At 46.2% G+C, this 22,742-nt stretch carries 16 protein-coding genes; 7 read left to right on the top strand and 9 right to left on the bottom strand.

The window, feature by feature from the left end:
• Nucleotides 1–49 precede the first annotated feature (49 nt).
• Nucleotides 50–529, top strand: a complete 480-nt coding sequence (locus tag LZG73_RS17635; RefSeq protein WP_233853028.1) for a DUF2214 family protein — start codon at nt 50–52, stop codon at nt 527–529.
• Here LZG73_RS17635 and LZG73_RS17630 read toward each other — a convergent pair.
• Complete coding sequence (locus LZG73_RS17630) at nt 516–5,876, bottom strand: S8/S53 family peptidase (protein ID WP_233853026.1); 5,361 nt, start codon at nt 5,874–5,876, stop codon at nt 516–518. The genes LZG73_RS17635 and LZG73_RS17630 overlap by 14 nt on opposite strands.
• Before the next feature lie 248 nt (nt 5,877–6,124).
• Nucleotides 6,125–6,571, bottom strand: coding sequence for an SRPBCC domain-containing protein (locus LZG73_RS17625; protein WP_233853024.1), 447 nt, complete (start codon nt 6,569–6,571; stop codon nt 6,125–6,127).
• 152 nt (nt 6,572–6,723) lie between these two features.
• Between LZG73_RS17625 and LZG73_RS17620 the strand changes: the two genes are divergently transcribed.
• Nucleotides 6,724–7,704: a GlxA family transcriptional regulator gene (locus LZG73_RS17620; RefSeq protein WP_233853022.1), complete on the top strand. Its 981-nt coding sequence runs from the start codon at nt 6,724–6,726 to the stop codon at nt 7,702–7,704.
• 87 nt (nt 7,705–7,791) lie between these two features.
• Here the strand turns inward: LZG73_RS17620 and LZG73_RS17615 are convergent, their stop codons facing one another.
• A complete protein-coding gene (locus LZG73_RS17615) occupies nt 7,792–10,167 on the bottom strand; it encodes an ABC transporter permease (RefSeq protein ID WP_233853020.1) in 2,376 nt (791 codons plus the stop codon).
• 299 nt (nt 10,168–10,466) lie between these two features.
• Between LZG73_RS17615 and LZG73_RS17610 the strand changes: the two genes are divergently transcribed.
• Nucleotides 10,467–11,324: a metallophosphoesterase gene (locus tag LZG73_RS17610; protein ID WP_233853012.1), complete on the top strand. Its 858-nt coding sequence runs from the start codon at nt 10,467–10,469 to the stop codon at nt 11,322–11,324.
• Nucleotides 11,325–11,504: 180 nt separating this feature from the next.
• Here LZG73_RS17610 and LZG73_RS17605 read toward each other — a convergent pair whose 3' ends face one another.
• The 3 genes from LZG73_RS17605 to LZG73_RS17595 form a co-directional block, all read right to left on the bottom strand.
• On the bottom strand, nt 11,505–12,311 hold the full coding sequence (locus tag LZG73_RS17605; RefSeq protein WP_233853010.1) for an AraC family transcriptional regulator: 807 nt from the start codon (nt 12,309–12,311) through the stop codon (nt 11,505–11,507).
• Nucleotides 12,312–12,338: 27 nt separating this feature from the next.
• Nucleotides 12,339–13,334: an SDR family NAD(P)-dependent oxidoreductase gene (locus LZG73_RS17600; protein WP_233853008.1), complete on the bottom strand. Its 996-nt coding sequence runs from the start codon at nt 13,332–13,334 to the stop codon at nt 12,339–12,341.
• Between the two features lie 166 nt (nt 13,335–13,500).
• Entirely contained in the window at nt 13,501–13,644 is a 144-nt protein-coding gene (locus LZG73_RS17595) for a hypothetical protein (protein WP_233853000.1), read from the bottom strand.
• Between the two features lie 111 nt (nt 13,645–13,755).
• On the opposite strand from LZG73_RS17595, the gene LZG73_RS17590 reads away from it, so the two are divergent.
• Genes LZG73_RS17590 through LZG73_RS17580 form a run of 3 tightly spaced genes read left to right on the top strand, consistent with a single transcriptional unit; the run spans nt 13,756 to nt 19,490 of the window.
• Entirely contained in the window at nt 13,756–14,919 is a 1,164-nt protein-coding gene (locus tag LZG73_RS17590; RefSeq protein WP_233852998.1) for an efflux RND transporter periplasmic adaptor subunit, read from the top strand.
• A 3-nt stretch (nt 14,920–14,922) separates the two neighbouring features.
• Nucleotides 14,923–18,072 (top strand): efflux RND transporter permease subunit, encoded by a 3,150-nt coding sequence (locus tag LZG73_RS17585; RefSeq protein WP_233852996.1) that lies wholly within the window; start codon nt 14,923–14,925, stop codon nt 18,070–18,072.
• A 20-nt stretch (nt 18,073–18,092) separates the two neighbouring features.
• Nucleotides 18,093–19,490, top strand: a complete 1,398-nt coding sequence (locus LZG73_RS17580; protein ID WP_233852994.1) for an efflux transporter outer membrane subunit — start codon at nt 18,093–18,095, stop codon at nt 19,488–19,490.
• Here the strand turns inward: LZG73_RS17580 and LZG73_RS17575 are convergent.
• The 3 genes from LZG73_RS17575 to LZG73_RS17565 form a co-directional block, all read right to left on the bottom strand.
• Nucleotides 19,480–20,139, bottom strand: coding sequence for a VTT domain-containing protein (locus LZG73_RS17575; RefSeq protein WP_233852992.1), 660 nt, complete (start codon nt 20,137–20,139; stop codon nt 19,480–19,482). The genes LZG73_RS17580 and LZG73_RS17575 overlap by 11 nt on opposite strands.
• 184 nt (nt 20,140–20,323) lie before the next feature.
• Nucleotides 20,324–20,710, bottom strand: a complete 387-nt coding sequence (locus LZG73_RS17570) for a GreA/GreB family elongation factor (protein ID WP_233852990.1) — start codon at nt 20,708–20,710, stop codon at nt 20,324–20,326.
• Nucleotides 20,711–20,808: 98 nt separating this feature from the next.
• Nucleotides 20,809–21,768 carry a hypothetical protein gene (locus LZG73_RS17565; protein WP_233852981.1) on the bottom strand — a complete coding sequence of 320 codons (960 nt, stop codon included), beginning with the start codon at nt 21,766–21,768 and terminating at the stop codon, nt 20,809–20,811.
• 161 nt (nt 21,769–21,929) lie between these two features.
• Here LZG73_RS17565 and LZG73_RS17560 point away from each other — a divergent pair, with 161 nt between their 5' ends.
• Entirely contained in the window at nt 21,930–22,682 is a 753-nt protein-coding gene (locus LZG73_RS17560; RefSeq protein WP_233852979.1) for a TerC family protein, read from the top strand.
• The last annotated feature ends 60 nt before the right edge of the window (nt 22,683–22,742 follow it).

Raw genomic sequence — 22,742 nt, 5'->3', positions numbered from 1 at the left:
TTATAACCGGTTTTTTATCATTGAAAGGTCATAAAAACGCAACTGCCTGATGGATCCGTTTACTATAAGACAAGTGTTGCTCGTTATGCATCTTTCTGGCCTGGTGCTAATGACCGGAACGACGGCAGCAGAGTTTGTGGCCTTCCGCACGCTTATGAACCTTGAAACAAACAGCAGAGGATCAGCGGGTTTATTGAAATTCATGTCCGGTCTTGGAAAACTTTTGATAATCGGTGGAATATTATTGGCAAGTTCGGGAATAGGCCTAATGGCCGTAACCGATGGTGTTTATTTGCACCAAATGTGGCTTAAATTGAAACTGGCGTTGATCTTGTTGCTCCCTTTGAACGGAATGCTGATCGGAACTCCGCAAATGAAAAGGTTAAGAAACAGCCTGTCTGTTGAAGGTGTGAGCATGCCGGGAACAATCACGCCCATTCTGACTAAGCTAAACACGTTTTACACGGTTCAGCTGCTCGTATTTTTAGTCATTGTTATCCTGGCGGTCTTCAAATTTACTGCTGCTTAATAATCTTGAAAACCTTCTCACGGGTTGTGGACGCGGCTTTAATGAGATAAATTCCAGGAGGATAGCTCTTCGAAGGAAGTTCTATTTGCGCCGTTTGCATTTGGCCAAGGGCAACGACTTCCTTTGCAAAAACCTGGTTTCCTTTTAAATCATAAACGCTGATCTGCACCCGTTCGCCATTGGTTTCCTCGAACTCGATGGAAAAGCGCTCGGCGACAGGATTAGGAAACACATTCCATTGGTTTTCTGCATTAAAATTGACCGCCTTCACAGATGAATATCGAACAGTGCCGTCTGTATCAACCATTTTCAGCCTGTAATAGCTAGTTCCAAACAATGCGGGCGAAAGGTCGGTCAGCGAATAATGCCTCGTACCAGAAGAAACGCTGGCCGAGCCAGGCACTTCGCCGATCTTGGAGAAGGCTTTCCGGACAACGTCCTCTCTATTGTGTGCAACCTCCACTTCGAAATGGCTGAAATCCACCTCAGTGGCCGTTTGCCATTCCAGCAGAACGGACTCTTTATTTTCAGCACTGGTTTGCCTTTTGGCAGAAAAGCTGACGATCGTCACAGGAAAAGGCGTTCCTACGCCCAGGTAACTTTTTGATAACCAGAATTCGGAAAAAGTTTTTGTTTTAAATTCAACATAATAACCCTGGCGATAAGGAGCGACCTTGACAGATGATCTTGGATAAAACATCCAGAGCTCATTAGCATTATTTGCCAACTTATCATCTTCAAGAATGCCCGAGTATTTTGTAACAGCAAGTTCGAACGCCGAAAGCGGTTTTTCGATTTCCGTATTGTCAGCCACCGCAATGAGTTGCTCCACTTCGCGGTCCGTAAAATAAAGCCGTACGCTGACCGGCTCGGGATACGATTGCTGGGATGTAGCGATCTGGAAGCTGCGTGGCAAATAATATTGCCCGTTATTGCTCGGAGCTTTGGAGGAATTCAGATACGGCTGCACGGCAACATTACCAAGTTGTTGGTTATGAGGATTGATCGATGCAACAATGAGATCGTATCGTTTCAGGTCAACCCAATCATTCCCCTGCACATTTTCGCTGGTGACGATGCCCGTTCCAAAACCAATTTCGTCAATTTGTGACGCACCGTCGTAAATGTGAACGTCATCGATCCCAATCCCTTCGCGACCGTTTGAGGCTTTTGTATCGAGCACAAATCGGAACCTGATATAACTTCCCCACCATGAATACAGGGTGATAGTCGATACGTGCCAGCGGACATAATCCTGATAGTTCCAGACCGATTGAAAGTCTTTGGTTGCATTATACCAGTTTGTGCTATAACTCCCGTTGAACAGCCTCATCCAGCCATAACCTGTATTGTATTCGACATAGGCGGCATTACAGTCACCTTCATTACAAGCATTCAAATCGATGGAAGTGCTGAAACTAAGCATCGGTGACGTCATATGGCTGATATCAAAGCATGGCGAATAAAGATAAAAAACGCCTGCTTCCTGACTGGGGGCGCTCAAATTCGTTTTCCAGGCGTTCGCGCCGCTCGCTGCGCCTTTCACTTTGGTTGAATTTGGCTGACCGAACTGCCATGCAGAATTAGGCTCCGGGGATTGCCAGCCGCCGGCACCCTGTTCGAAATTTTCGAGATAAGGAAATGAGGCTATTGCAGCCGGCGTATTCACTGTGATCTTGGCGCTATCATTTTCAGCAAGAATGTCCAGATATGTGTGAACAAATGCCTTGATAATGTGGTCGCCGCCAAGATGCAGGTTCGAAAAGCAGTTTACAGTGAAAAGTGTGTCTTTACCTTGCCTGAGCACCGGGACATCCCCTTCGTAGACCGTCAAATCGTCAATCTGAATTTTAAGCGGAACCCTATAATGATCAGAGGAGCCATTGTTTCTGAGCACAACGCTAATCTCCCCATATCCATTACTGCTACACCCTCCCGAAACAGGCGGGACGACCTGAACGACCGCAACATCACTGGTGGCCGTGAAAAGGCGGATATCATCAATGGAATAGCCGTCAGTTTGGGCAGGGTAAAAAGCGAGCTGCCGCCAGCTAACCTGGAAGCTGGACGAAAATTGTTGCGCATTCTTTTTGAGTAAGTTGCTAACATTGACATTTGCCAGAAAATAGTTTTTGTCGACCTGCAAGAAGTCGGTGGGGGAGTAGTCAAACGCCGGAATCCAGGGATCGGTGTCTTTCCCACGAATAAACACGCCCACATCGCCGTAATGCCAATGACTGTTGTATTGACGAAATCGAAACGTCAGCCTGATCTCTTCCTGTTGCACATCGTGCCCCGCCAAATTGTAGGTCCCGTCGACGACCGTCTGATATTCATTTCCTCCCCAAACATCCGCATCGAATATGAGGGATTTGGATCCTGAGTAAGCTCCGCCTGGCGGCATATGCGTCCTCAATCTGCCCACATTGTCTTGAGAAGTAAAGTCGTATCTGTCGGCGTTCTCCAAGCCAGTTGTATTCGTTTTGAGCGTTTGCTCAGGGAGGGATTCGAAGTCTTCGAAATAGGGCAGCGCCAGGACAGGATTTGCAAGATGCTTGATGGTGATGGATTTCTGGTTATTCGAAGCGATCGGATCACCTTCTGCTTTGACAAACAAGTTAATGACGTAAATACCGGCATTGTGCAAATCCTCGGTCCTTTGAAATGTATATTGCAAATAACCCAGACCGCCTATTCCCGAGTCGACCGTTTCCCAATGCACCGGCGCATCGGCAGAACCTATCGAATATCCGATCTGAAAGGGCTGACTGATTGGTTGATCATCAAAGTTCCTGATTTTGACCGATATGGACTGCAATGCGGAAAGGCTGCCCGAAGTCAGCATCCTGCCCGATTTCAATGGAGAGATAATTGAATCAATGGCAAGGTCAAAATTGGAGATATCACCTGCACATGTGCCGTTGTCGGGCTTGCAGCTTATCGCAATGGCTCTTCTGCCTGCAATGCCATTGATCCTCGGGCGTACGGAAATGTAATAGGTGGAATCGGGCGAGAGCCCGGCGAAGATGTAACTCAGCCCGTCCGTAACGCCTATCGGTTTCATTTCGTTACCTTCGAGACGCATCACTTCGTAATCGGATGCGCCTTTAACGGCAGTCCATTTGACGGCTGCATAACCTTCACACTGGACGGATGACAATGAAAGAGCAGGCACTCCCATGATCGAAAATGTGTCGCTTTCCTTTACAACGCCCGTCTCATTCTGGACAATCCGGATTTTTGCTAGACCTGTGCTGGCGTCGGGGATTGTCCAGGCGAGCTGTTCAGACTTTGCTGGAACAGCTGCATTGATATTAATCCAGGAATCGCCGTTGTTCAGGGAATAAGAAATCGCATAAGTGCTAGCCGGATTGCCGTAACTGTCCCAAGAAATATTAATTAAATCACCCTTTGTAAAATGCTCCGAACCGATCGGATGAGTAAGTACGACCGATTTTTCGATGATGTCGTAAACCAGGTGATATTCCTGCGGACCCGAAGGAATGTGCGTACCCGCGACTTTGAATGTGTAAGTGCCCGCATTTGGGTTTTCAAAAACGATCTGCTCTACGTTGTTAATTGTATCAACACCCGCCACCGCAGCCAGCTGAGGAGCAGATGGGTCAAGCACCCAGGGAAGGAGCATTTGACCGCCAGATCCCACCGCCGACAAATCAAGATCATTGACCAGCGCCTTGGTGTTAGTGATCATCGACGCGGGGCGGTCGTTCCAATAAAGCATGACTTTCAAAGCGGCAGTATTTGCTGGGATTTGAATTTGATGTTCCGCGGAAGTCTGATTGGCCAGCGATCCATTGAAATAATGTCCTTTTTCGAGCATGGTTACGGAGCGAAGTAAATTTATTGCCCCAAAGCCATAACTGTAATCCGGTCCGGGCAAGCCTCTGTCTGTTGCTCCGTTGCACAGCAATGCTTTTACCAGCCCGTTCTTGGGATTTTGCTGGTTATGAAGCTGCCGGTGCCGTTGTGTTAAAAGTGCAATGCCGCCAGAAACAGCCGGCGCCGCCATACTTGTTCCTGATGCGGCTTGATAAGTATTATTAGGCATGGAAGAAACGATCGATGTTCCGGGTGCTATCAAGTCCGGCTTAATGCGTCCGTCCTGCAACGGCCCTTTGCTGGAAACGGATGAAACCAGTCCCGTTAAGGCCATATTACCCACACTGATGGCATTCTTCGATGATATATGCCCCCCGGGAACATTCCCAAAGCCCGCCGGAAGCCCATTGCAAGGTGCGACGATCCCGCTGTTTCCTCCGGCAAACACGTGTTGCATGTAGGGCAGCTCAATGGCTTGCATGTCTATCATGGCCGAAGTTGAGCTGTAAGTGCCGAAAGTGGGGCAGCTTCCTCCGCCATAAGCGTAAGTCGTCGCGACCATCCCGAAATTCTGGACGAGCATCCGAGCTTCGCTTAAAACCTCGGAATGCAGCAAAATTGATGCTTTTGGAGCGTATCCTTTGTATTTCTCGTTGATAATTCCTGCGCCAGCCGCAGTTCCGGCAATATGCATGCCGTGCCAGAAATTAGCATAAGGAACGTAACTCACCGCCCGCGTGCCAACATCGATATGGCTTTTCAGATCACCCACATCTCCTATGCCAATCACCACGCCTTCACCATCGAGTGGGTTTCCGGATAGCAGGCCTTTTGCCAGCACGTTGGCACGCGTGCCTGTGAGGCTTTTGTCGTTCAGTGGCTCAGCGGGCGGCGGCACTGCCTCGATATAAATTACCCAAGGTAAGCTGGCAAGCTCATGCAGCCTGGTCGTCTCAATTCTTGCCTCGATAATCTGATAGCGGCTTCTGGCAGTCGAAATGATTTCTATTTTGTTGGATTCCAGCTCACTCGTGATACTATCGACGGAAATTGTCCTCGGGAAGGTGACCACAACGTCTACTTTACCCTCAACGGTCACGGCATGTTCGGGAAGCGCAGCACCGAGCAGATCGGGGTGAGTTTTTTGAGCTGATGTTAATTCAACTACGGATCTTGCATTCGCCGCGACTAGCAAAGTGCTGTCCAATATGCCGCTCACCATCGCTGTGTAAGCATTTTCCGGGACATAATCCAGCAATTCGATGCCGAAATCTTTGAGCCGCCCCACCGACTGTTCATCGGGAATGCTGTTAAACTGAATAATGACCAGCCTGTCGGTTAGAGAACTTTTCCGAAAAGAAGCGCCGTTTGATATATTGTCCGGGGCCACGATGGTGCCGTTCCTTAAATACAACTTATGGTTTAAGCGATTTTGGGCATAAAGCATCGTATTCAGGAGCATCATGATAAATATCAGATGCAGCCAGCAAAGCTTTCTGGGACGCATAACGGAAAGAGGGGGTAACCTTATGTTAACTAACTTCCCAAATCTAGCTAATCTTTTCTTTCCGTTAAAACCGATTGTTTTATTTCCCGAAGTCTATCAATGAGGCGCTTAACAAGGTTTGATCTGTCAGTCAATTTAACGGGTTCCAAAAATCATTTGATGGGTGCAAGAGATTTTTAGAACGATCGGTTTTGTGGACAGAACCGGGAAGCGAAAGTCAATTTATCAAAAACGCGCGTCTGTTGAACCTAGTTGAAATTGTCAATCTTGATATCCCAGGGATCGGGGTTGCCCTTTCCGTTTTCAATCAGCGATTTTAAGCTCATGAGGAATATGGCCCATTTAGTACTGCAATGATGCATAAATTCTACCGGTTCACTCCAATCTGCATGTTTAAAAATCAGGATGACGTAACCATCTTCTTGCTTTAAATTAAAGCTAATGGTGGTAGGCAACCAGTCTTGCGGCCCATCTGCCACCTTCCAGACAACCTTTGTTGGCGCTTCAAGCTCGGCAACGCTCATATCGAATCCGCCTGCACCAAACCGAAATGCAATGATATTTCCGACCTGGTCGCCTTCTCCCTTAGTGTCACTTGTCCACCATCCGGCAAGTCCGGCCTGGGTAGTTAAGGCATCGTAAACATTTTGTAATGACTGTGATTTAATTCCGACTCTGTGTAAGATATCTGCCATGATGGTTGTTGGGTTGACTTTTAAATGAATGTTTGTCTCGCTTATCGAGTGATCAAAAGTATGTGGTTATTAGGAAACATGTGAAGTGCAAAATGGACAATCTCGCGAGTTGATTTGGACAAGTTGTGTTCTTAACTTGCGGTAAAAAGAAGATGAAAAGAATAACGATCCTTGTTCCTGAGGGACAAAATAATTTAAGCAGTATAGTCGGCTCGTATAAGATTCTCAAAAGAGCCAACAGCTTTTGGAAGGAAAAACAGGGAAGAGAACTGTATCATATCCAGTTGGCGGGGACGTCAGATGAGGTAGATTTTCACGAAGGTTTATTTACGGTAAGGCCGCACGTGCACATTTCCGCAATATCAAAGACAAACCTTATTATCATCCCCTCTCTGAACCATGCCTATCAGCAAGCGGTCGAAAAAAATGATGCTTTGATTCAATGGATATCCGAACAATATCGGGGCGGCTCGGAAATCGCCAGCATATGCACGGGTGCCTTTTTACTGGCATCGTCCGGTTTGATAAGTGGCAAAACTTGCTCCACGCACTGGGCATTTGCGGAATCGCTCAAAACAATGTTTCCCGATGTAGATGTACAAACAGACAAGTTGATCACTGACGAAAATGGGATTTATACCAATGGTGGTGCCTATTCATTTCTTCATTTGATTATATATCTCGTAGAAAAGTATTTCGATAGACAAACCGCCATATTTTGTTCCAAGGTCTTTCAAATTGACATTGACAGGGAAAGCCAATCCCCCTTCATCATATTTGCTGGTCAGAAATCCCATGACGATCAGGTTGTAAAGCAGGCGCAGCACTTTATCGAAAATAACTTACAAAATAAGATTTCAATGGTTGAGCTGGCATCCAGGTTCGCCGTCGGCAGACGAAATTTTGACCGGAGATTTATCAAGGCAACAGGGAATACGCCAATAGAATATGTCCAGCGCGTGAAAATCGAGGCAGCTAAGAAATCTTTTGAAACGAATTCTAAGAATGTGAAGGAGGTGATGTACGAAACAGGCTATTCAGACATGAAAGCATTCCGTGAAGTATTTAGAAAAGTTACGGGGATATCCCCTTTGGAATACAGGCAAAAATACAACAAAGAGGCATTTCATTAAGAACATCATGGCGTGGTCGATCACTCTGTCTAAGCCAAACTAGTGTCAAAAGTTTACCGAAATGTCAAAAGAACATTGGGATTAAAATCAATCGACTTTCAAAGATTTTACCGGGTTCATCAAGGCTGCTTTGATTGCCTGGAAGCTCACGGTAAGTAATACGAGTAAAATGGTGAGGAATAAGGTGACTGCAAAGACGTTCCATTCGATGGAAATGCGATAATTATAGCCTTTTAACCATTTTTCCATAGCGTACCAGGCAATCGGCGAAGCGACCAGGAATGCAATCAAAACCAATTTCACGAATTCAATCGAAAGCATTTGAATGATGCTCGTTACGGACGCGCCAAGCACTTTTCGCACACCGATTTCTTTGGTGCGTTGCTGCGCAGAAAATGCAGCCAGACCAAATAGTCCGAGGCAGGAAATAAATATCGTGAGCCCGGAGAAAAGCCCCGTCAGTTTGCCTGTACGCTGTTCTTCCGCAAATTTTGCCTGGTACGATTCATCTGCAAATGTGTATTCGAAAGGATATTCAGGGTTGTATTTCTTGAAAATTGCGCGGACAGTTTCGAGGTTTTTTGCGGTGCTTTTTGCTGGATTGAGCCGCATGCTTGTCCAGGGAAGGTCGCGCGCGGGTCCATACACCAGAACTGGGTTAATTTTTTCGTACGGCGAGTCGAAAATAAAATCCTTTACTACACCAACTACATTCCACTCTTTACCTGAGAATTTCACTTTAACACCAACCGGATCATTCAAACGCATTGCCTTCACGGCCGATTCGTTTAACATCAATGCCAGTGAATCAGAAGGGTATTTCCGGATGTCAATCTCCCTCCCGGCAACGAGTTTTACTCCGTTCGTTTTCAGGAAATCAATGTCAGTTCCAAAAGGCACAAATTCCTGGTCCTTGTCTTTCTGTGTGCTTCCCGGCCAGGAAACTCCCCATTGACGTGTGTTCATCTGCGTGATCGGGCCGATGGACTTACTGATGGAAATCACTGCTCCGCTGGATGTAAGTTCCTGTTGTAAAGGCGCATAATGCTCGCCAAGATCTCCCTGAAGATATGTGAAAACCAGATTATCCTGATCATATCCATTGCTACGGTTTTGCGCGTGGCTGATTTGCTGCTTCACAATTAAAGTAGATATGATCAGGATGATCGCGAAAGTGAATTGCAAAACAACCAGACTTTTTCTTGGTGAGAAACCGGCTCCGGCGGACCTGTATGTGCCAGTCATCACCTTCACCGGCTGGAAGCTGGCTAGAAAAAACGCTGGATAACTCCCGGCAAGAAGTCCGGTGAGCAAAATGAATGCGAGTGCTGGAAGCAGGAAAGATAATGATGTAAAATCCGGGGATAGCTTTGTGTTGATCAATGTATTGAAAGTAGGAATGAAAGCCCAGACAATCGCGAAAGCAACAACACCTGAGAGAAAGGCGAGGATCACGGATTCGCTGATAAACTGGAAAACCAATGTCAGTTTCGGCGCACCTGCAACTTTTCTTAACCCTACTTCCTTCGCCCGTTTGTCGCTGCGTGCTGTGCTCAGATTAATGAAGTTGACACAGGCAATCAGCAAAATAAAAGCCGCAATAATGCCAAACAGCCTAACTGTTACAATTTTTCCCTCAACCAGTTGCCCGTGCGCTTCTTTGGAATACAAATGCCATTTATCAGCAGAATTAAGAAAAATCTCCCGGTGAGAGGGGTCCTCTACCACCCCTTTCAGATGTGCTGCGGTTGCGTATTTTATCTTGTCATTAACGGTTTCCGCATTTGCATTCTGATCAAGGAGGACGTAGGTGTAGTAATTGTTGTTATTCCAGTTATCATTCGTCCACCCGAGCGCCACGGAGTAATTCCAGGGTAAAATGTACTCCACAGCTTTGAAATTTGAGTTGGACGGAATGTTGTCAATTACAGCCGCGATCATCAAATTGTCCTTTCGTTCAATCCGGATCGTTTTCCCCACCACGTCTGTTATCCCGAAGAGTTTTTCGGCAAGGGATTTTGTGATGACAATGTCGTTGTTTCCCTTTAAAGCTGTATTGCTGTTGCCGCCAAGCACCGGAAAGTCGAACAGATTCAGAAAACTAGGGTCCGCGAAACTTCCTTCAATATTGAGAAATTTATCATTGGCCGCGAGCAGGAGATTGGTGCTCCGATATCGGGCTGCGTCCTCGATTTCGGGATAGTCCTGTAACAAAGCAGGTGCCAGCGGCGCTGGGGTTGCGCCCCAAACGTAGGGTTCACCTGCGATTACGTCACGGTTGTAAACCTGGAAAAGCCTTTTGGTTTTTGGGTAGAAACGGTCAAAAGTCAGTTCATTTTGAATCCACAAAAAGATCAGCATCGCTGCTGCCATTCCTACGGCAAGTCCTGCAATGTTGATAAAAGCATAACCTTTTGCCCGGACAAGGTTACGCCAGGCGATCTTGAAATAATTCTGCAGCATTTAGCTTAACTTTTATGACGAGTATTCCAGAGCCTTCTGTACAAATTAATGCCAGTCATTTTAGAACACTTTCCTTGGCCAGGAGGGGCTTTTGTATTTAAAAAACTGTTCGTATCCGGACAGGATTGTTCGAAATTGACTTGCAAAAAATCGTCGCCTGGTGGGCACGAGTTAATGCGGCTCTTAACAATTTGATAATTTGTTCAATCAATTAAGCAGGAAATTTGCAAGTATTTTTACATGAGCAAACTCTGGCCAAAAATCTAACGCTGATAACTAACCCGCATAACCTATTTAAAATGTTCAAAACAATTAAAATCCTGGCCATCGCAAGCATGCTATTTCTGATAAGTCTTGCGGGATTTGCCCAGAAAAGCGAGCCCTTTTTCTTTATACAAATGACAGATACGCAGTTTGGGTTTTTTACTGATAATAAGAGTTTTGAAAAGGAAACGGAAAATTTTGAAAAAGCCATTGCATTAGCCAACCGGCTCAAACCTGCCTTTGTCATCATCACCGGAGACCTTATCAACAAACCTGCCGACAAGGCGCAACTGGCTGAATACAAGCGAATCGTGGCGCTGCTTGATCCCAAGATCCCGATTTATCATGTGGCTGGCAATCACGATGTGACCAATGATCGGAAGGAAAATGACATTGTGCAGTATCGCAAAGAACTGGGAAAGGATTTTTACCTCATTAAGCATAACAACATGCGCGGGATCGTGTTAAATTCTTTGTATTTCAAAAGTCCTGCTGGCGTTGAAAAGGAGGCAGCTGCCCAGGAAAAATGGTTGAACAAGCAATTGAAAAAGGCAAAACGTTCGTCAGCTGCGCCGTTACTCGTGTTCCAGCATCACAGCTGGTTTTTAACTGATCCAAACGAAAAGGATGAATATTTCAACATTCCGGCCGAGACAAGGCAAAAGCACCTTGCATTGTTTAATCAATATGGTGTAAGCCACATATTTGCAGGCCATTATCACCGCAATGCATTTGGCAAATCAGGGGAAATGGAAATGGTGACGACCGGTCCCGTTGGCAAGCCACTCGGAAAAGATCCTTCCGGATTCAGGATTGTGAAGGTTTCCGGAAAGAATGTGAGTCATCAGTATTACGAGCTTGATCAGGTGCCCGAGAAAATTGTTTTGGAATAACTATATCATTCACTTTCTCAGCAAATCCACTGCAATCAGATAGATCATCAGCAATGTAATGGCAGGAATGTAAGAAACATAGTTTGCAGTGGCGAGTGGTTCAGGCAAGTTGGCAGGAAGCAGGTTCAGGATTGCTGTGGTTGTTGCCGGCCGGAAGTGTTGCGTGTTGCCTTACCCCGCTCATATAGAAATTGCAATTGGAGAAACGCCGTATTTCTTTTTGAATGCAAAAGAAAAATGAGAGAGATCTTCAAAACCTACTTCGAGGTAAATCTCAGTAGGTTTTTTCTTCTTTTCTGTGAGCTGATAATAGGCCAGTTCGAGCCTTTTTTCTGTAAGCCATTTCTGCGGCGTCACATTAAATAGTTTTTTAAAATCCCTGTTAAATGTTGACAAACTTCTGCCGGTTAAGTAACCCAGTCTTTCCATTGGCATATTGAACATATAATTGCGCTGCATAAAATCAATCAGATCAACCTTTCCCGGCTCGTCAAAGTTTGCGAGCACATTATCTACTGTCTTGTCGATTTCTCGCAAGATTGTAATTGCCTCAGTGATTTTCAAAGTGGCGATACTTTCCGGAAATTCACCTTTCACATCAAAATATGGGATCAATGAAGCCAGGCAACTTTCAAGGAATGGATGATTGGAGAAACTGAAAATCGCTGGCACTGAGCTGCTTTTCCTGTTTATATCAATGTTTTCATAAAACCTTTTCAGTCGCTCGGTCGATAAATGCATCACCACTGTTTTGTGAGGCTGACCGTTTTTAGGATAATTCACAATGGTTGCAAGCTGGTTTCTGGGAATCAGGAATATATCCCCGGTCTTAAAATAGGAAGTGGTATGAGCCTGTATGATCTTGGTCTCACCGGAAATAAACCAGATCAGCATATGGTCATCGAAGACAAGGTCGGATTTAAAAAGCTTGTCCTCATAGCTGGAAAGCTTGATTTCTCTGGTCAGATATTTCGAAATGTGGTCCATATGAATGCTACAATATACCGATTTCAACTACACGTTCCAGCTGATGCCCGTTATTTGCTCGCTCCATTTCCAAAGCTTCTTTGCATTCGCCTCGTCCAATGAATGAAGTTTTACACCGCGCTGCCCTCCTTCATTATCCGGGGCCAGCTCGGCAACATCCGTATCTTCACAGTAAACACCTCCGATGTCATCAAGCATTCGGCTCGTGGCGCACCAGACGGTCGTTGCTGCACCCTGTTCGACGCTTTTGAGCGAAGCTGCCACTTCGGGCAACAGATTACCTTCCGCATCCATAAAGCCCATTTGTTGAAACAATTCGAGTGATGCCTCTCTGCCCAGCTCGGTTCCATATATTGAGCCAGGGTGCAAGGCAAATGATCTCACATTGAAGGCTTTACCAATATTATCGAGTTCGAGGGCAAATAAATTGCTGGCGGTTTTTGATTGTCCGTAAGCCTGCAGTGTTTCGTATTCGCGGTGAAGGAAGTTGGGATCATCAAAGTTAAATGGGGCCATTTGATGGCCAAGTGAAGAAACATTGATAATCCGCGCGCCGTCAGCGGATTTAAGCGCAGGCCATAACCGGGCAGTGAGCTGAAATTGACCCAGATAATTGGTGGCCAACTGCGATTCGATGCCGCGGCTGTCCCTGCGCAATGGGACCCACATGATTCCTGCATTGTTGATCAGCAAATGGAGTGGCCGGCCTGTTTCAATGAATGCCTGAGCAAATGCGTCGATGGATGAAGGATCCATAAAGTCGATCTTACCCAGTTCTACATTCGGAATTCCCTGCAAATTTCTCCGAGCCTTTTCCAAGTCCCGGGCAGCAACGATCACGGTGGCGCCTGCCGCTGCAAGGACCTTCGTTGTTTCCAGGCCAATGCCCGCATTGCCGCCGGTGACGATGGCAACTTTCCCGGAAAGGTCAATCCCTTTGATAACATCACTTGCTGTAGATGCTGCGTCGAAGCCAGAGCCCAACGGCTTTTGCAAGGCTCCCTGATAATTGTTTTGTCCCATGTCTTTATGTTTTAAAGTGATAGGACAAAATTAGTTCACGACCGACGCGGTCATTTTGTTCAAAACGTCAATTTACTTTGTTTAAAACGTCAGCCAATATGTGTTGTCTTAAACGCTCCAAAATGTAAGAAAACGCCTGACGGATCGTGAAGGAAACATTCTCGCCTCAATGTTCATTACGAATTCGTGTAAGTTGCATGCCCTCGTATTTGGATAAAAGATCAAGCGAAACGAGATGGTCCCAGACGCCTTGCACATCAAAATAGCTGCACCCTACAAATGGCGGGATTGACAATAGTTTATGATCCATGTGGAATGATTTTTATATCAAAATCACGCCTTAAAATTGGAAAATATATTCGCAGCACCATACTGCAATTCCGATTCCATTCTGACTGGTTTCCACTGTTTTATTTCCTGTATGCATCAAAAGTTGCCACTTTCACGGACCGCGTTGTTACTCGCATTTTGCTTCCTGATTTCCTGCAAGGATAAGCAGAAAGACGCCGGCAAGACAGCGGAACAAGTTAAAGATTACCCCGTTCTGACACTCGCACCGCGGTCGATCACATTGAACAGCGAATATCCGGCGACCATTGAAGGTCAGCAGGACATTGAGATCCGTCCTAAAATTGATGGTTTTATTGAAAAAATATATGTAGATGAGGGTTCAACTGTAAAAAGCGGACAGCCCATTTTCAAGATCAATGCGCCACAATATGAACAGGAAGTCAGGACTGCACAAGCCAACATTAAGATAGCTGAGGCTGATGTAAATTCTGCAGAAATGAGTGTTAGTAAAGTGCGGCCGCTGGTTGAAAAGAACATTATCAGCAAATACGAACTGGAATCAGCGCAGTTTAATTTACAGGCAAAGCAAGCGGCTCTTGCACAAGCCCACGCGACATTAGCCAATGCAAGAACCAATTTGAGCTACACCATTATTGCTAGTCCGGCCAATGGCATTATCGGCCTCATTCCCTATAAAATCGGAAGTTTGGTCAATAGCAACACGCCTGAACCTTTGACCACGGTTTCGAACATTGGGAACATTTATGCCTACTTTTCGATCAATGAAAAGCAGGTTTTGGCTTTTTCTAAAAATACGAAAGGAAACACCACAAAAGCCAGGCTGGCCACCATGCCGCCCGTTTCGTTAGTCCTTGCCAATGGTGTTGAGTTTTCCGAAAAAGGGCGTATCACCACAACAAGCGGGTCTATCAACACCGAAACAGGATCGATTCGGGTGCGGGCCACATTTCCTAATCCGGGTAGCATTGTCCGAAGTGGAAGCAGTGCTTTGGTCCGCATTCCTTCCCAAATGGATTCCGCCATTGTCATCCCTCAAAAAGCAACCTACGAGATTCAAGGTAAAAAATTCGTTTACCGCGTGGCCGCCGACGGCACTGTGAAAAGTGCGGAAGTGGGTGTGTCCGACAATAATGATGGCCAGTATTTTGTGGCCCAAACCGGCCTTGCTGCTGGTGATAAGATAGTTTTAGAAGGCGTCGCATCATTGCGTGAAGGCGCGAAAATTGTACCGAAGTCTGTAAAAGCGGATAGTGTTTATGCTAAAAATTTGTAGCTTATGTTTAACCGCTTCATTGATCAGCCGGTCCTTTCCACCGTTATTTCTATTCTTATTGTCATTCTGGGAATTCTCGGGTTGATATCACTGCCCATTGCACAATATCCCGAAATTGCGCCACCAACCGTAGTCGTTTCTACATCCTACCAGGGCGCGAACGCGGATGTTGTGCTTAATAGCGTCATCGTGCCGCTGGAAGAGCAGATCAATGGGGTGGAGGACATGACCTACATGACTTCTGCCGCCGGAAATGACGGCACTGCGCGGATCACGGTCAACTTTAAATTAGGAACCAATCCAGATCTCGCGTCTGTAAATGTACAAAACCGCGTCGCGCGAGCAACGGCACTTTTGCCGCAGGAAGTGACACGTTCGGGTGTTACAACGGCCAAAAGCCAGAGCAGTAATCTTGTGATTTTCTCTCTGTACAGCGACAATCCGGCTTATGACCAAACATTCCTTCAAAACTATGCCGAAATAAACCTGGTCCCGCTGATCAAGCGTGTGTCCGGAGTGGGAGAGGCCAATGCTTTCGGGCGTATGGATTATTCCATGCGGATCTGGCTGAAACCGGATGTTATGGCCACTTACGGACTTATTCCATCCGACGTCAGCACGGTCCTGGCCGAACAAAATATTGAAGCTGCGCCGGGGCAGTTTGGAGAGCAGGGATCGCAATCATTTCAATATGTGATCAAATATTCGGGTAGGTTGAAAGATACTGCGGAATTTGAAGAAGTTGTGATTAAGGCCACACCAAATGGCCAGGTTTTAAGGCTGAAAGACATTGCCCGGATCGAGCTGGGGGCAATGAGCTATGCGAGCAGCACAACTACTAATGGCAAGCCGTCTGTCGGTGTTTCAATCAGTCAAACGGCTGGGTCCAATGCCAAGGAAGTCATAGAAGGCAGTTTGCAAGTGCTGGATAATGCTTCGAAATCTTTCCCAAACGGCATAAAATACGTAACCCTGATCAATGCCAATGACTTTTTGGACGCCTCTATTGAAAAAGTAATTCACACACTCATTGAAGCATTCGTTCTGGTGTTTTTTGTGGTTTTTATATTTCTGCAAGATTTCCGGTCCACGCTCATTCCGGCCATTGCGGTACCGGTGGCCATTATCGGGACTTTTTTCTTTCTGTTGCTTTTCGGGTTTACGATTAATCTGCTGACATTGTTTGCATTGGTTTTGGCCATCGGGATTGTGGTCGACGATGCCATTGTGGTCGTGGAAGCGGTTCATGCCAAACTGGATGCAGGATACACATCCGCACTCAAAGCAACAAAGGATGCAATGAGTGAAATTTCAGGCGCCATTATTTCGATCACACTCGTAATGGCAGCCGTGTTTCTTCCGGTTAGTTTCATTGAAGGTTCATCAGGTGTTTTTTACAAACAATTTGGATTAACCCTTGCCATCGCCATTATCTTATCCGCAGTGAATGCACTGACGCTGAGTCCTGCATTATGCGCCGTTTTTCTAAAACCTCACAAAGAAGACGCCAGGCACAAGAAGAATATTTTGCAAAGATTTTACGACTGGTTCAACCGCACATTTGATAAAACAATCCATCGATACAAGCAAGCCGTTTCCTTCCTCATAGCCAAAAGGTGGGTGTCAGGATTGATTATTGTGCTGTTTGCCGGGATATTTTATTACTTATTGCAGACAACGCCTTCATCATTTGTCCCGAACGAAGACACCGGCTCCATCATGGCCGACATTGCCCTGCCGCCATCCGCATCCACGGAAAGAACCGAGGCATTAACCAAACAAGTCGAAGCGATCGCCCGAACCATTCCGGAAATTGAAAACATTCTCCGGATCACCGGCCGGGGGATGATCAGCGGTGTGGGAAGCAATTATGGAATGGTCGTAATGCGGCTGAAACCCTGGGCCGAGAGAGGAGGAGCAGGGCAGGATGTGCAGGCATTGATCGGGAAATTATTTGCAAAAACGAGCGGAATCAGGGACGCCAAAATTATCTTTTTCGCTCCGCCTACTATTTCAGGTTTCGGCTCCTCGGGCGGTTTTGAATTCCAGTTACAGGATAGAAGCGGAGGCGATATTGCCCTTTTTTCCAAAGTAGGCAACGACTTTTTGACCTCATTAAGCAAGCGCCCGGAAATTCAATATGCGTCCACAGCATTTAATGTTAATTTTCCCCAATATCAGATCGATGTGAATGTGGCCAAAGCGAAAGTGGCGGGCATTACGGTAAATGATATTATGAGCACGATGCAGGGATATTATGGCGGGGTGTATGCTTCGAACTTCAATCAGTTTGGAAAACAATTCCGGGTCATGTATCAGGCCGAGGCTGCTTCAAGGGCTAATCCGGAGGGGCTGAGCAACATTTATGTCAGAAATGCCAGCGGACAAATGGCTCCCATCACCGGATTCATCACATTAACCAGAGTTTACGGTCCGCAGTCCATTTCCAGATTTAACCTTTTTACTTCCATCGGCGTGACTGGCTCTCCAAATCCGGGTTTCAGCTCCGGCGATGCCATTACAGCTGTTCAGGAAGTGGCAGCCGAAGTGCTTCCTGCCGGTTATGGATACGAATTTTCCGGCCTGACGCGAGAGGAAATATCTGCCGGCGGTCAAACGGCTTTCATTTTTATGCTCGTCATTGTTTTCGTTTATCTGCTGCTGAGCGCACAGTATGGAAGCTACATTCTGCCATTTGCGGTTTTGTTATCGCTCCCGGTCGGGCTGGCGGGAACATTCATATTCGCCAGCTTATTTGGCATTACCAATAACATTTATCTGCAAATCACGCTGGTGATGCTGATTGGACTTTTGGCAAAAAATGCGATTCTGATTGTGGAGTTTGCCGTCGAACGAAGGCGGCACGGAATGTCATTGGTGGATGCTGCCATTGAAGGTGCGCAAGCAAGGCTACGTCCGATTTTGATGACGTCTTTTGCTTTTATTTTGGGTTTGGTGCCGCTAATGCTCTCGACTGGCGCTGGCGCACTGGGTAACCGTTCTATCGGGACCGGGGCAGTTGGAGGAATGCTTGTCGGAACGCTGATCGGGGTTTTTGTAATCCCGGTTCTTTACATTGTGTTTCAGTCTTTGCAAGAAAAAATCAGCGGTCCGCCAAAGGTTTTAACGGATGAAAATCAACATGATCACTGACGCGTTTTAACAAAATGATTATGTACAAAAAACATCTGAAACGCCTGGTTCTATTCTGTTTTTCAGGCTTGCTGCTCTGTTCCTGCAACATTGTAAAACCTTATCAAAAGCCTCAGGTAATGCCTGATAATCTGTTTCGCGACGTAGTTACCACGGACACCACCGGATTGGGCCAGCTTCCCTGGAACCAGCTTTTTACAGATACCACTTTACAGGCGCTGATAAATCAGGGAATTAAAAACAACATTAACCTGCAAATTGCTTACACGCGCATTGAACAATCCAGAGCCTATTACGAGCAAAGCAGAGCTGCATTTTATCCTACAATCAGTGGTGATCTGGGTGTAACCCGTTCCAAACTTTCCGAAGCGCAGGGTTTTGGCATTCGAAACAGTGCAACACAATATCAGCTAGGCTTATCTTCCGCATGGGAAGCGGATATTTGGGGGAAATTGCGCAGCACAAAACGTGCTAATTTAGCATTACTTCTGCAATCCGAGGCGGGTGCAAAAGCGGTACAAACGAGCCTCGTCGCTGACATCGCCAATTACTACTATACATTGCTCGCGCTCGATCAGCAACTCGCCATCACCCGGCAAACCGTCTCGAACTGGGACACAACCGTAGCGACCATGCGGGAATTGAAAATAGCAGCCATTGTTACCGAGGCGGCCGTGGTGCAAAGTGAAGCACAACGTTATGTCGCAGAAGTTACCATCCCCGATTTGATTCAAAATACAAGAGAAACAGAAAATGCGCTAAGCATTTTGCTTGCATTGCCGCCAGCTGCCATCCGGCGCGGCTCACTCACTAATCAGGATACGGTCCAGATTTTGCAGACAGGCGTTCCGGCATTGCTGCTGGCAAACCGCCCGGATGTGCAGCAGGCAGAGCTTAATTTTCGTTATTATTTTGAAATGACCAATGTCGCCCGAACCTTTTTCTATCCTGCATTAGCGATCTCCGGATCAATCGGATATTCTGCATTACAATTGGAAAACTTCCTGAAACCGATTTCACTTGCAGCCAGTATAGGGGCAGGACTTACGCAACCTATATTCAACAGACGCGCCAACAGAACCCGCCTGGAAGTGGCACAAGCCCAGCAGCAAGAAGCACTTCTTAATTTCCAAAATGTCCTGCTCACCGCCGGGCAGGAAGTTTCAGACGCCATCTCACTCCACAACACCGCACGCGACAAAATCAGGATCCGCGGAAATCAACTGGACGCATTGCAAAAGTCAGTGAGTTACTCAGGGGAGCTGCTGCAAAATGGCTTTGCAAATTATACCGAGGTAATTACTGCCCGACAAAGCCTGCTACAAGCCCAACTGGGCACCATTAATGATCAGTTGCAAAGACTGCAATCCGTTGTAACATTGTACAGGTCGCTGGGCGGAGGATGGGTTATGCCTTAACGAACGAAAACCTGGCTTTAACCAACTGCCATAATATTGGCATCACTGATAATGCAACAATTCCTAACACCACTTTTTCGAAATTATCCCGCACCAGCGGAATGCTGCCCAAAAAGTAACCGGCGAAGGCCAGGCTCGCGACCCAAAGAATGGCCCCGATGATATTGAACTTAAAAAAGACAGCGTAATTCATTGCTGCAACGCCGCCGACAAACGGTGCCAATGTCCTGACAATGGGCACAAACCTTGCTATGACAATCGTGGAAGCACCATATTTTTCATAAAAGCCATGCGTATGAGCAAGCTGTTCTGGCTTGATCATTGGTTTTCCAAAAAGGCGGAATTGCTGGATTTTATTCCCAAACCGCCGTCCGATCAGATAGTTGCAGCTATCGCCCAATATGGCCGCTATGATAAGCAATGCAACAATGAGCCAAATGTTGAGCGAATCGGGATATTTTGCGGCCATCATTCCTGCTGCAAATAGCAATGAATCGCCAGGGAGAAATGGCATAAACACAACCCCGGTTTCTATAAAAATAATCAGAAACAGCACAACATAAGTCAATGCGCCATACTGCTCAACAATGCGCCCCAAATGCGTATCCAGGTGGAAAAACACATCGAGGATCTGGTTAAAAAATTCCATTATAGTAGGTTATTTAATGTTTATCAACAGCATGCATACAATGATATAAAGCACCATGATTGTCAATGCGTAAGACATGGCAGTGAACATTTCATTCTCCGATCTACTCGTTTGCTTTTCCATGATCATTCAGTTTGTCAATTTGATTTATAAAACAAAACCTGCGGATGAGGTATTTTTTCGTCTACATCGCCATCTGATTAACTTCCAGCACTTCAAACTTCTTCATGCCAGCCGGCATTTTCCACTCGATGGTTTCTCCTTTGCAAAGTCCGATCAATGCGGCTCCCATGGGTGTAAGCACAGATATTTTCTTTTGTTTAATGTCTGCCAGGGAGGGCATGACGATGCAAAATTCCATTTCCTTGTTGGTCGCAAGTTCCCTAACCCGCACCTGCGAATTCAGGCGGACGCTGTCTTCCGGCAGTTGATCGTTTTCGACGACGATGGCCCGGTTTAGCTCGTAAGAGAGCGTCATTTCGTTTGGGCTGCTTGGGAAATGCTCTGCGAATTGCTTCAACATGCGAAAATCATCTTCGCTAAGTATGACTGTGTTTCTTTGATTGTTCATAAGGATAAATAGTTTTAAGCTGTACGCGCTGCCGGGATAAATCGGCATGACGGCATACAGCAATTGAACTGATTAAGCGTGCAGCGCTGCACTTTGTATTACATTAAAGAACTGGCTGCGAGCTGGTGAAAAACCTTCTCGTCAAGCTTATAGCGGTCGTTTAATGTTAGGCTGCTGCGTGCGTTGAAAAGGGCGTGATTGACAGCATTATACATCAGCCAGTAAGACGAATCTTGGTCAAGAAGCCGCTGTTCCAGTTTAAGCCGCTCGTAGGCTTGCTTGGCCAGTTGAACGGGAATTGGCAGTGTTTTCAGCATTTTTTCATCCGCTCTGCCAACGGATTTTTGCTGAAGATGTTCGTAAACAGTGGTCGTCAGCGTAGCACTTTTGTAATTCTGACCCACCAGCAAATTGTAAAGCTGCTCCTGAAAAAGTTCAGGCGTTTGTCTGCTGTTATGCATTTTCCGGCCATCTTTCTTTGCGCCGGAGACAATGTTGGCCACATGCTTTTTATCTTTCCCCTGCCCGCGATCTTTCAACCACGATCGATATTTTGGTAACTCCGAAAAAGAATCTGCCCAGCCCATGAGCCCGTTTTGACAAACTGCCCTGTACATGCTTGTGCTGGGAACGCCGGAGCCGTCGAGCATGGCTGTTAGCGTTTTCCCCTGAACACTGAATGGCGTTTTTCCATTGTAACTATTTGTCAAGATCATGCTGCGCTGCAATTGCTCGCCACCGATTGAAAGCTCCTCAGGAAGAATGATGCTAATGCTGAATTCCCCCGTAGACGTATATCTTATTTCCAACTTGTAGTCGGCAAACAGCTTGTCAATCACTTCGCGGATAAGCGTGTTTGGTATAATCGCATAATCAGCGCTCTGAATGCCGAAAATTGTCTTCGTTCCACGAAATGGCTGGCCAACGATCAGTTGCTGCTTATCCGTCGCCATGATTTCGTAGTCGGGCAACAGGTCGCCCAGCCATACGGGATTAACCGGATAACAGATATCATCCCAAGATGTAGTGAACTGCGGCTGAGCACTGAGATAAGTCATTTTCTTGCTTTTTTATTTTTACAGTTGTAAATTTACTAAAAATATTCTTGAAAAGAAAATTATATTGAAATAATGCATCTGCAAGGATGTGTTAAACCATCTGTAACAAGGAGTTATCGCTGTGCTGATCCTTTTGCCATCAACTTAATAAACAAATGCTTATGGAATTCGAAGTCATTGTTTCACTCTTGTCACTAGTTGCCTTGGAAGCGGTTCTAGGCATTGATAACGTCATTTTTATATCGATAATCGCGGCAAAGCTTCCTGCAAATCAGCAGAAGAAAGCCAGACAATACGGGCTGATCCTTGCGGGTGTGATGCGGATTGGACTTTTGCTCGTCATTTCACTTATAATGAAACTGGACAAGGACTTGTTTGTGGTTTTCGGCGAAGGTTTTTCAGGAAAAGAGCTCGTTTTGTTGGCAGGAGGGTTATTTCTGCTTTACAAAAGCGCGACCGAGATTTACCACAAAATGGAAGGCGAGGAGGGCGACCAGAGCAAACAGATAAAAGCTTCTACTTTCGGGCAGGTCCTCACGCAGATATTGATCATGGATATGGTTTTTTCAATCGACTCGATCATCACCGCCATTGGTATGGTAAAGGAAGTGTGGGTAATGTATGTGGCAGTTATTGCGACGGTGATCCTCATGCTGGTGGCTGCTGAAACGATCAGTAATTTCGTGAACCGGCATCCCGCATTCAAAATGCTGGCTTTGTCCTTTTTGTTGCTGATTGGCTTTTCACTGGTCAGCGAAGGTTTCGGCCTTGAAATTCCTAAGGGTTACATTTACTTCTCAATGGCCTTTTCACTGCTGGTGGATGTGCTGCAAATGCGTATGAACAAATCGAAAAGTGCACCGGTAAAAACCCATGAACATTACCAGCAGGGAGAAGATCGTCTTCTCCCATAACCGTAAAAGATCGAAACAAGGCACGGGTAATGTAGGATGAGTTGTTAAATCAGACCTCAC

This window comes from Dyadobacter sp. CY326 (assembly GCF_021390515.1).
GTDB lineage: Bacteria > Bacteroidota > Bacteroidia > Cytophagales > Spirosomataceae > Dyadobacter.
The sequence above is the reverse complement of the archived record's forward strand: the minus strand, read 5'-3'. Positions and strand labels throughout refer to the sequence as shown.